At 72.3% G+C, this 10,687-nt stretch carries 10 protein-coding genes; 2 read left to right on the top strand and 8 right to left on the bottom strand.

The genetic code is table 11. From position 1 onward, the window contains the following. From AB0917_RS31460 to AB0917_RS31425, 8 genes are all read right to left on the bottom strand, one after another. Positions 1-238, bottom strand: a 238-nt coding sequence (locus AB0917_RS31460; RefSeq protein ID WP_366823105.1) for a cold shock domain-containing protein, incomplete at its 3' end; no start/stop codon positions are given. A 233-nt stretch (positions 239-471) separates the two neighbouring features. Beyond that, complete coding sequence (locus tag AB0917_RS31455) at positions 472-849, bottom strand: hypothetical protein (RefSeq protein ID WP_366823104.1); 378 nt, start codon at positions 847-849, stop codon at positions 472-474. Between the two features lie 98 nt (positions 850-947). Next, positions 948-1,346, bottom strand: coding sequence for a DUF6221 family protein (locus AB0917_RS31450; RefSeq protein WP_366823103.1), 399 nt, complete (start codon positions 1,344-1,346; stop codon positions 948-950). A 139-nt stretch (positions 1,347-1,485) separates the two neighbouring features. Then, positions 1,486-1,941 (bottom strand): VOC family protein, encoded by a 456-nt coding sequence (locus AB0917_RS31445; RefSeq protein ID WP_366823102.1) that lies wholly within the window; start codon positions 1,939-1,941, stop codon positions 1,486-1,488. Between the two features lie 15 nt (positions 1,942-1,956). Then, positions 1,957-3,624 carry an MFS transporter gene (locus tag AB0917_RS31440; protein WP_366823101.1) on the bottom strand — a complete coding sequence of 556 codons (1,668 nt, stop codon included), beginning with the start codon at positions 3,622-3,624 and terminating at the stop codon, positions 1,957-1,959. Between the two features lie 173 nt (positions 3,625-3,797). Beyond that, positions 3,798-4,811 carry an NAD(P)/FAD-dependent oxidoreductase gene (locus AB0917_RS31435; protein WP_366823100.1) on the bottom strand — a complete coding sequence of 338 codons (1,014 nt, stop codon included), beginning with the start codon at positions 4,809-4,811 and terminating at the stop codon, positions 3,798-3,800. Then, positions 4,808-5,335 carry an isoprenylcysteine carboxyl methyltransferase family protein gene (locus AB0917_RS31430; RefSeq protein ID WP_366823099.1) on the bottom strand — a complete coding sequence of 176 codons (528 nt, stop codon included), beginning with the start codon at positions 5,333-5,335 and terminating at the stop codon, positions 4,808-4,810. The genes AB0917_RS31435 and AB0917_RS31430 overlap by 4 nt, the downstream gene beginning before the upstream one ends. A 133-nt stretch (positions 5,336-5,468) precedes the next feature. Then, positions 5,469-6,521, bottom strand: coding sequence for a 3-oxoacyl-[acyl-carrier-protein] synthase III C-terminal domain-containing protein (locus AB0917_RS31425; RefSeq protein WP_366823098.1), 1,053 nt, complete (start codon positions 6,519-6,521; stop codon positions 5,469-5,471). A 118-nt stretch (positions 6,522-6,639) separates the two neighbouring features. On the opposite strand from AB0917_RS31425, the gene AB0917_RS31420 reads away from it, so the two are divergent. Continuing rightward, positions 6,640-7,509 (top strand): UbiA family prenyltransferase, encoded by an 870-nt coding sequence (locus AB0917_RS31420; RefSeq protein ID WP_366823097.1) that lies wholly within the window; start codon positions 6,640-6,642, stop codon positions 7,507-7,509. 165 nt (positions 7,510-7,674) lie between these two features. Further along, the gene (locus AB0917_RS31415; protein WP_366823096.1) at positions 7,675-10,626 is read left to right on the top strand and encodes a CARDB domain-containing protein; all 2,952 of its coding nucleotides are present in this window, start codon (positions 7,675-7,677) and stop codon (positions 10,624-10,626) included. The last annotated feature ends 61 nt before the right edge of the window (positions 10,627-10,687 follow it).

Below are 10,687 nucleotides of genomic sequence, written 5' to 3'. Positions count from 1 at the left end.
CGCTTCGCGCACGAGAATATTCGCGAATATCGCCCGTGGCCATCGCCTCGGGATCCGCCTGCGGGCCCTTCTGGCCCTGGGTGATGTCGAAGGTCACCGCCTGGCCTTCCTGGAGCTCACGGAAGCCGGTGGAGTTGATGTTGGAGTAGTGCGCGAAGACGTCGGGGCCGCCGCCGTCCTGCGCGATGAAGCCGAAGCCCTTTTCCGAGTTGAACCACTTGACGGTTCCGCTGGCCATGCCTGTACCTCTCAGCAGTAAACGGATCCGCACCGCGCGGACCCGGAGGTGATCGCCCTGGTTCTCAGGCACTGCACAGCAAAACGCCCGCGCCAGGCGCGGGCAGGTACTGCGAACCACGACATCTTCGAGCGACGCTACACGGCAGGAACACTCCTCACCAGAGAGCAACGCCATTTTGCTGTGGATCTTCCTTCGGCCAGGTGGCTCGAACCACACCGACTGCGCCCCGTTCAGGGCGCGTCGGCACCCCGGGCGACGCTGCGCGCCCACAGGACCAGCGGCAGTTGAAGGGGCAGCCTGGCGAAGGCGGCGGCCCGCTGCGGCCGGGGCCGGTGGCGCCAGTCCACGGCCATCTGGACATTGGCCGGAAACACCCCGACGAAGAAGCCCGCGGTCACCCGGGCGGCGGCGCCCCGCGTGCGGGGGTGCGCCAGGCCCGCGGCCAGAGCGAGTTCGACCGCCCCGCTCGCGTACGTCCAGGTCCGGGGCGTCCCGGGCAGGACCCGGGGCACGGTGGCGTCGAACACCTTCGGGACGGCGAGGTGGAGCGCCCCCGCTCCCGCCATGAGTCCGGCGAGCAGCAGGGGGGAACGCGTCCGGAGGGACATGGGTCTCCTTGCGTGAGGCGGCGGGGCAGCGGGGCCCTGAGGGCCGGGAACTCGGCTTACCTGGGAGTAAGTTACTGGTTCCCGGCGCGCCGCGCCCCCTACTGGATGAACCGGGGCAGCCACCGCGCCTGGTAGTCCGGGTGCCCGGCGTACTCGGCGGCCAGCTGGCGTACGGCGAAGCCCAGCCCCACCGCCCGGCCGGAGCGGAAGTCCTGGGCGGGGCGGTCGGTGTCCAGCTCCGCGACCTCGACGTACTCACCCAGCAGCACCCGGTGCGTCTCGATGCGCTCCAGGGTGCGCGCGGGGTCCTGCAAGGCGATGTGCTGGTCGAAGCCGCGGTCCCGCACGGTGAACGCGACGCCGCCTCTGCGGTCGTGGACCTCGCCGGGTACATCCGCCGGACACCGCCATCGGTCCCCGCCGGCAGCCAGGGCGACCTGTTCCTCATCGGCGAGACGCGCCCGGACGAAGGCCACCATGTCTGCGTTGCCGGCCATTGGATGCTGCTCCCTCGTGTTCATGGATCACTGCGGTGATACGGGGAGCATTGTGATGGACCGGGGCGGCACGATCCACCGCGGCAGGCGGTGCGGGCCGTGGTGGGCGGGCGTGCGAGCGACAAAGGGGACGAGCGGCTCAGTCCGCCGTCTCCCCGGCCCCTCTCGCCGCCAGGTCGGCCAGAACCTGGTGCAGGGGTTCGGTCAGTCGGCGGCGGTACTCCTGTACGGCCCAGCCGTTGCCGTCCGGGTCGGTGAAGTACAGGAACGTGGCCCCGTCCTCGGGGGCGTACCGCTGGGGCTCGGAGGCCTCGACCCCTCGGGCGACGAGCTCCGCGTAGGCGGCGTCGATGTCGGTGACGCAGAGCTGGAGGCCGTGGTACGTGCCCGGCCGCGGGTCCCCCGTCGGGTTGGGCAGGCCGTCGGTCAGGGCGATCGAGCAGCCCGAGCCGGGCGGGGTGAGCTGGACGACGCGCGCGCCCGGCATCACCTCGCCGTCGATGTCGACGTGGAAGCCGAGCCTGTCCCGGTAGAAGTCGCGGGCCCGGTCGAGGTCGGTCACGGGGAGCACGATCACTTCGAGGGTCCAGTCCATGGCTGTGCGGCCCTTTCACTGTGTCGGTGGTGTGCGGGGAGCGTCGCCGCCCTCCCCGGGGGCTGTCGTCCCGGAGGAACGGCCCCCGGGGCCCTTCTCCAGGGGGGTCGTTCCTCCGGGCGGCAGCTCCCCGGGAACCGTCTCCCCCGGCGTCGCGCCGCCCTGGAGCCGGGCCAGGTCGGAGGGGCGGACCTGGATGACGAGCAGGGCGACCAGGGCGGCGAGGACGGCGAAGCAGGCCGCGACGACGAAGGCGCTGGAGACGCCCGAGGTGAGGACCTCGTCGCCCCAGGGCGGTGGCAGCTCGCCGGTCCTGCGGAACCGCAGCAGTTGGGCGGGGGTGGCCTCCTCCAGGAATCTCGGCACCTGGTCGGTGGCCTCGTGGCGGCTGGCCGTACCGAACATGGTCACCAGGATGGAGAGCCCGAGGGAGCCGCCGACCTGCTGGGTCGCGTTGAGGATGCCGGACGCGGCGCCCGCCTCCTTCGGGGCGACTCCGGAGACCGCCATCAGGGTCAGGGAGACGAACTGCATGCCCATGCCGAAGCCGAAGACGAGCATCGGGCCCAGGATGGAGCCGAGGTAGGTGCTGTGGACATCGGTCAGCGTGAGCCAGCCCAGTCCGGCGGCGGCCAGCAGCGCGCCCGTCACCATGAAGGGTTTGGGCCCCCACCTGGGCAGCAGCTGGGAGGCCAGGCCGGCGCCGACCGCGATGACGGCGCTGACCGGTAGGAAGGCGAGTCCGGCCCGCAGCGGGCTGAAGCCGAGCACGTTCTGCACGAAGAGGGTCAGGAAGAAGAACATCCCGAACATCGCCGCGGCGAGGCTCAGCATCATCGCGTAGGTCCCGGCGCGATTGCGGTCGCGGAACATCCACAGCGGGGTGATCGGCTGCCGGGAGCGTGTCTCGACGGAGATGAACAGTGCCAGGAGCACGAGCGCCACGGCGAAGGAGCCGAGGGTGAGCGGGTCGCTCCAGCCGTCCTCGGAGGCGCGGATGAAGCCGTAGACCAGCAGCACCATGCCGACCGTGGAGGTGAGGGCGCCGAGGAGGTCGAAGTGGCCCGGGTGGCGTTCGGACTCCGGGATGTAGCGGGGCGTGGCCGAGGCGATGAGCAGGCCGATGGGTACGTTGACGAAGAGGACCCATCGCCAGTCGAGCCACTCCACGAGCATCCCGCCCGCCAGCAGCCCGATCGCGCTGCCGCCCGCCGAGACCGCGGCGAACACCCCGAAGGCCCTGTTGCGTTCGGGCCCCTCGCGGAAGGTCGTGGTGATCAGCGACAGGGCGGTCGGCGAGGCGATGGCGCCGCCGACGCCCTGGAGCGAGCGTGCGGCCAGCAGCTGCCAGGACTCCTGGGAGAGCCCGCCGAGCAGCGAGGCGAGCACGAAGAGCAGCACACCGGAGATGAAGACGCGGCGCCGGCCGAGGACGTCACCGAGCCGACCGCCGAGCAGCAGCAGTCCCCCGAACGTCAGCGTGTAGGCGTTGACCACCCAGGACAGGTTCTCTGTCGAGAAGCCCAGGGACTGCTGCATGTGCGGGAGAGCGATGTTGACGATGGTGACGTCGAGGACCACCATCAGCTGGCACGAGGCGATGACCAGGAGTGCCGGTCCGCTGCCCCGGCCCCGCCGGGCGGGCCGGGCGGCCTTGCCGGGTGTCGCGTGGGAGCCCGTCATGGGTGGGTTCGTCTCTCGTTGCGAGGGCGCCGCCCCGGGGGGCGGTCGGTCTCTGCGTCGGCGGGTGAACACGGGCGTTCATCCGGTCGACGTTATGACGGAACCCGGAGCCTCGCCATTCGACCACCGTTCCACCGCCCGGGGGCGGATCGGACGTCCTCCCGCCACCGGAGTCACTGGAGCGCGCGGACCGCCGTGCGGAAGAGCACGGGCGCGTGGTGGGCCGCCGGGACGATCATCCGGCGCGCCGCGGGCCGGCCCGCGGCGCCCAACAGGGCCTGGGTGAGCAGCCGGTAGCGGCGGGTCGCCCGCGCCCACCGCGCCGGATAGCCCTCGGGCCGACCGGCGGCCAGGCAGCCGACGGCCTCCGTCGCGGTGGCCACGGCCAGGGCGATGCCCTCCCCGGTCAGCGCGTCGGTGTAGCCCGCCGCGTCACCGGCCAGCAGGACGCGCCCGGCCCGTGGCCCCAGCGCCCGCTGCCGCAGCGGTCCCGCCCCGCGTACGGGCGTGGCCTCGGAGCCGGCCAGCCGTGCGGCGAGGGCCGGGAAGTGGGCCAAGTGGTCGGCGTAGGGGCGGCGGTCGCGGCTCAGTACGGCCACGCCGACGAGCTGCTCGCCGACGGGGGTCACGTACGCCTCGCCGTACGGGGACCAGTGCACCTCGACCAGGTCCGTCCAGGGGGCGGTGCGGTAGTGGCGGCGCAGCCCGTAGCGGCCGGGGCCGGGGACGGGGTGGTCCAGGCCGAGGGCGCGCCGCAGCGGGGAGTGCAGCCCGTCGGCGGCGATCAGCCAGCGCGCGGTCAGGCCTGCGGCGGTGACGGTCCGCCGGTCCTGGCGGACCTCGCGGACCTTGCCCTCCACGATGCGTACGCCGAGGGCTTCGGCCCGCGCGTGCAGGGCCGCGTGCAGTACGGTGCGCCGTACGCCGAGCCCGTACGCGCCCCGGAACTCCGCCTGGGCGCCGCGCAGGCCGTCGGTGTACCGGATGCCGCGCAGCCGGTGCCCGGCCGGGTGGACGCCGAGGGCGTGCAGGGCGGCGAGGCCGCCGGGCATGATGCCCTCGCCGCAGGCCTTGTCGACGGGGGCGGGGCGGGGTTCGACCACCACCGCCTCGAGCCCGGCCTGTGCGGCCCGGATCGCGGCGGCCAGTCCAGCCGGGCCGCCACCCGCGACCAGGATGTCGATCACACCCGTACGTCCGCCACCGGGAGGCGGGCCAGCGCCTCGTCCTCGCAGCGGATCCGGACGGCCATCAGGGCGGCGTTGAGACCGGTGAAGACCAGAGCGGTCACCCACGCCCCGTGCACGAGGGGCAGCGCGATGCCTTCGGCGGCGACGGCGACGTAGTTCGGGTGGCGCAGCCACCGGTAGGGGCCGCCGGTCACCAGGGGCAGCCCGGGGACGACGATGACGCGGGTGTTCCACCGGGGCCCGAGCGTGGTGATGCACCACCAGCGCAGCGCCTGCGCCGCGACGACGACGGCCGCCATGGTCCAGCCGAGGGCGGGCAGGAAGGGGCGGTCGGCGAGGTGCGCCTCGGCCAGGCACCCGGCCAGCAGGGCGGTGTGCAGGACGACCATCGCCGGGTAGTGGCCGCGCCCCGCCTCGGTTCCGCCGCGGGCCAGGCTCCAGCGGGTGTTGCGGCGGGCGACGACGAGTTCGGCCAGGCGTTCGACGGCGACGGCGAGCACCAGGACGGTGTACCAGATCATGCGGCGCTCCAGTTCACGGGCGGGGCGGGGGGTGTCCGGCGGGTCTCGGGGGCGCCCCCCGCCAGGGGTGTCCGGCGGGGCACGGGGCCGTTCTCTCCCAGGGGTGTCCGGCGGGTCGTCGGGGCGGCTCCTCCTACCAGCGCAGCAGCACCAGTTCGCAGCAGAAGCCCGGTCCCATGGCCAGCAGGAGGCCGGGGGTGCCCGGTTCGGGGCGGCGGTGTTCGATGGTGTCCCGCAGGACGTGCAGGACCGAGGAGGAGGACAGGTTGCCGACGTCGGCCAGCGAACGCCAGGTGACGTCGAGCGCCCCGTCGGGCAGGTCCAGGACCTCGGTGACGGTCTCCAGCACCTTGGGGCCGCCCGGGTGGCAGACCCAGTGGGCGATGTCCTTCGGCTTGAGGCCGTGTTCGTCGAGGAACTCCCGTACGTCGTCGGCGAGGTACTGGCGCACGACGTCGGGCACGGCCGCGTCGAGGACCACGCTGAATCCGGTGGAGCCGATGTCCCAGCCCATCACGTGCTCGGTCTCCGGGTACATCCGGCTGCGGGTGGCCACGATCTCGGGTCCGGCGACGGCCCGGCGCCCGCCGAGGGCGACCACCGCGGCGGCCCCGTCACCGAACAGGGCGGTGGCCACCAGGTTGGCGGGGGTCACGTCCTGGCGCTGGAAGGTGAGGGAGCACAGTTCGACGGAGAGGAGTACGGCGACGTCGTCGGGCCGTCCGAGCAGGTAGTCGTGGATCCGGGCCACCCCGGCGGCCCCCGCGACGCAGCCGAGGCCGAAGACCGGCAGCCGTTTCACGTCGGAGCGCAGGCCCAGGCGGGTCACCAGCCGGGCGTCGACGGAGGGGGCGGCGATGCCGGTGACGGAGGTGAACATCAGCAGGTCGACGTCGGTGGGGCGCAGTCCGGCCGAGCGCAGGGCGCCACGTACGGCCTGGCCGCCGAGGTCGACGGCCGAGCGGATGAACACGTCGTTGGCAGCGCCGAAGCCGTCCAGGTCGCGGTAGCCCTCCAGCGGCAGCACGGTGTGCCGGGTGCGGACGCGGGCGTTCTCGTGGAGCCGGTCCAGGACGCGGCGGTCGGCGCCCGGCGGCAGACAGGTACCGGCCACCATGTCGGTGACCTCGCGCTGGGTGTGGCGGTGGGGCGGCAGGGCCCCGTGGACCGCGGCGATCCGGGTCATTGCGGCTCCTGCGTCGGGGACGTCATCACCCCATCCTGCCCACAAAAATGATCGAAATCCGGCAAAAGAACCGCGCGGCTGCCGTGTTGGAGGGACCACAGCTCTCTACGATCGTCGGATGAACGCCGCGGACGGGGCGCGTACGACCACGCCGGCGGCCCGGTGGCCGGGCCGCGTGACGGGGCTGGCTCTGGCCTGCCATCCGGGGCCGGTGGTCGTGGTGACCGCGCTCGCCTGCGCCCTCGGCGTCGGGGCGGGCCTCTCCCCGGCGCGGCTCGCCCTGGTCGGGGCGGCGGTGCTGACCGGGCAGCTCTCGGTGGGCTGGTGCAACGACGCGTTCGACGCGGGGCGGGACGCGCGGGCCGGCCGCCGGGGGAAGCCGGCCGCCCAGGGCACGGTCTCCGTCCGTACGGTGTGGGGTGCGGCGGCAGTCGCGCTCGCCCTGTGCGTACCGCTCTCCCTGGCCTGCGGCCTTCTCGCCGGTACGGTGCACCTGGCCGCGGTCGCCGCCGCCTGGCTCTACAACCTGTGGCTCAAGGCGACGGTGCTCTCCTGGCTCCCGTACGCGGCCGGATTCGCCGCGCTCCCCTCGCTGGTGACGCTCAGCCTGCCGGACTCGCCCTGGCCCCGGTGGTGGACGGTCACGGCGGGGGCGCTGCTCGGGTGCGCGGCCCATCTGGGCGACACCCTCCCGGACATCGAGGCGGACCGGGCCACCGGCATCCGGGGACTGCCGCACCGGCTCGGCCCCGCGGGGACCCGGCTGCTGCTGCCGGTGCCGCTCCTCGCGGCCACGGCCGTCCTGGTGCTCGGCCCGCCCGGTCCGGTGGGCGCCCGGTCCGCGGCCGTCCTCGCCCTCGCCGGTGCGGCGGCGCTCGTGGGGCCGGTGCTCGGCCGGTGGTGGCGCAAGGCCGCGCTGGCGGGGGCGGTGACCGTGGCCGCGGCCGACCTGGCACTGCTCCTGGCGGACGGCACAGCGCTGTCCTGAACCACGCACCACCGACAGGGACCTGACGGGCCGTCACTCAGCATGCCCTGATGACGTGAGCATGCGAGAACCGTTGACAAATCAGAAACAGACCAGAAATCTATCAACTGCTGGTTGCAAAACATTGACTGCATGGCTCAAATACCTGTGGAAGTAGAGGGCAGCATGAGATGGAAACGACTCACCGAAAGATCGATCACCGGCCTGCTCATAGCCGGGCTGGTCACCGTCGGCCTCCTGCCCGTCTCGGCGGCAGCCGCTGAGGCGACCGACCTGGCCCGAGGCAAGAGCGTCACCGCCGACGGATCGCACGGCGGCTTCCCCTCCGGCAACGCCAACGACGGCCAGGTGGACACCTACTGGGAGTCGAACGGACTCCCCTCGGCCCTCACGGTGAAGCTGGGCGCGGACGCGGAGCTGGAGTCCGTGGTGATCAAGCTGAACCCCGACCCGATCTGGGCCACCAGGACCCAGGAGTTCCAGGTGCTGGGCCGGACCCAGGACGGGAGCGACTTCACCTCGCTCAAGGCTCGCGCCGGCCACGTGTTCAACCCGGCCACCAACCAGAACACGGTGACGGTCCCGGTCAGCGGCCGGGCCGCCGACCTCCAGCTGCGGTTCTTCTCCAACACCGGGGCGCCCGGGGCCCAGGTCGCCGAGATCCAGGTGTTCGGGACACCCGCGCCCAACCCGGACCTGACCGTGAGCGCCCTGTCCTGGAGCCCGGCGACACCTTCCGAGACCGACGACATCACCGTCCAGGGGACCGTCCGCAACATCGGTACCACCGCCTCGGCCGCGACCACGGTCAACGTGAGCCTGGGCGGCGTGGTCGTGGGCAGCGCCCCGGTCGGCCCGCTCGCCGCGGGGGCCTCGGCCCCCGTCTCGGTCGCGGTCGGCAAGCGGCCGCAGGGCTCGTACACCGTCTCGGCGCTGGTGGACCCGACCGACACGATCGTCGAGTCGGACGAGACCAACAACAGCCGCACCACCGCCTCCCCGCTGGTGGTGGGCCAGAGTCCCGGCCCCGACCTGGAGGTCCGCTCCATCACCTCCACCCCGTCCAACCCGGCCGTCGGTGCGGCGGTCGGCTTCACCGTGGCCGTGCACAACCGCGGCACCAGCGCGGTGAGCGCGGGCACCGTCACCCGGCTGACGGTGGGCTCCACCACCCTCAACGGCACGACCCCGGCCGTCCCCGCGGGCGCCACGGTGGACGTCGCCATCGGCGGCAGCTGGACGGCGGCGAGCGGCGGAGCCACGCTGACCGCCACGGCCGACGCGACCGATCTGGTCGCGGAGACCAACGAGGCCAACAACGTGCTCGCCCGCTCCATCGTCGTCGGGCGCGGCGCGGCCGTACCGTACACGGAGTACGAGGCGGAGGACGCCGCGTACCGGGGCACCCTGCTCACCTCGGACGCCAAGCGCACCTTCGGCCACACCAACTTCGCCACCGAGTCCTCCGGCCGCCGGTCGGTGCGGCTCGACGCCACCGGTGAGTACGTGGAGTTCACCTCCACCAACGCGTCGAACTCGATCGTCGTACGCAACTCGATCCCCGACGCCCCGGGCGGCGGCGGCCGCGAGGCGACCATCAGCCTCTACGCCGACGGCCAGTTCGTCCGCAAGCTCGACCTCTCCTCCAAGCACAGCTGGCTGTACGGGAACACCGACAGCCCGGAGGGGCTCACCAACACCCCGGGCGGCGACGCGCGGCGGCTGTTCGACGAGTCGCACGCGCTGCTCGCCCAGACCTACCCGGCGGGCACCAAGTTCCGGCTCCAGCGGGACGCGGGCGACGACGCCGCGTTCTACATCATCGACCTGATCGACCTGGAGCAGGTGGCCCCGCCCTCCTCCCAGCCGTCGGGCTGCGTCTCCATCACGACGTACGGCGCGGTGGCGAACGACGGGATCGACGACACCGACGCGATCCAGCGCGCGGTGACGGCCAACCAGAACGGCGAGATCGACTGCGTGTGGATCCCGGCCGGCCAGTGGCGTCAGGAGCAGAAGATCCTCACCGACGACCCGCTCGACCGGGGCCAGTGGAACCAGGTGGGCATCCGTGACGTGACGATCCGGGGCGCGGGCATGTGGCACTCCCAGCTCTACACGCTGACCCCGCCGCACGAGGCGGGCGGGATCAACCACCCGCACGAGGGCAACTTCGGTTTCGACATCGACGACAACACGCAAATCTCCGACATCGCGATCTTCGGCTCCGGCACGATCCGCGGCGGTGACGGCGACCACGAGGGCGGCGTCGCGCTCAACGGCCGGTTCGGCAAGGACACGAAGATCAGCAACGTCTGGATCGAGCACGCCAACGTGGGCGTCTGGGCGGGCCGCGACTTCGACAACATCCCCGACCTGTGGAACCCGGGCGACGGCGTCGAGTTCACCGGCGTACGGATCCGCAACACCTACGCCGACGGCATCAACTTCGCCAACGGCACCCGCAACTCGACGGTGTACAACTCGTCCTTCCGCAACACCGGCGACGACGCGCTCGCCATCTGGTCCAGCAAGTACGTCAAGGACCAGTCCGTCGACATCGCCCACGACAACAGCTTCCGCAACAACACGATCCAGCTGCCGTGGCGCGCCAACGGCATCGCGATCTACGGCGGTTACGACAACACCGTCGAGAACAACATCATCTCCGACACCATGAACTACCCGGCCATCATGCTGGCGACCGACCACGACCCGCTGCCCTTCTCCGGGCAGACGCTGATCGCCAACAACGCCCTGTACCGCACCGGCGGAGCCTTCTGGAACGAGGACCAGGAGTTCGGCGCGATCACCCTCTTCCCGCAGAACCTGCCGATCCCGGGCGTCACGATCCGCGACACCGACATCATCGACTCCACCTACGACGGCATCCAGTTCAAGACGGGTGGCGGCCTGATGCCGGACGTCAAGATCCAGAACGTCCGGATCGACAAGTCCAACAACGGCTCCGGCATCCTCGCGATGGGCGGCGCCCGCGGCAACGCGACGCTCACCGACGTGACGATCACCGACTCGCGCGACGGCCATGTGCTGATCGAGCCCGGCTCGCAGTTCACGGTCACCGGCAGCCCGAACAGCGCACGGGCCCAGCGGTAGGCCCTTGCACGGTTCCCGGGCCGGCGGATCACCGCCGGCCCGGGAACTCCCTTGCGTCCCG

It is taken from the genome of Streptomyces sp. NPDC007346 (assembly GCF_040703535.1).
Classification (GTDB): domain Bacteria; phylum Actinomycetota; class Actinomycetes; order Streptomycetales; family Streptomycetaceae; genus Streptomyces.
Note: the sequence above shows the minus strand (reverse complement) of the source record. Positions and strands in the feature narration are given on the sequence as shown.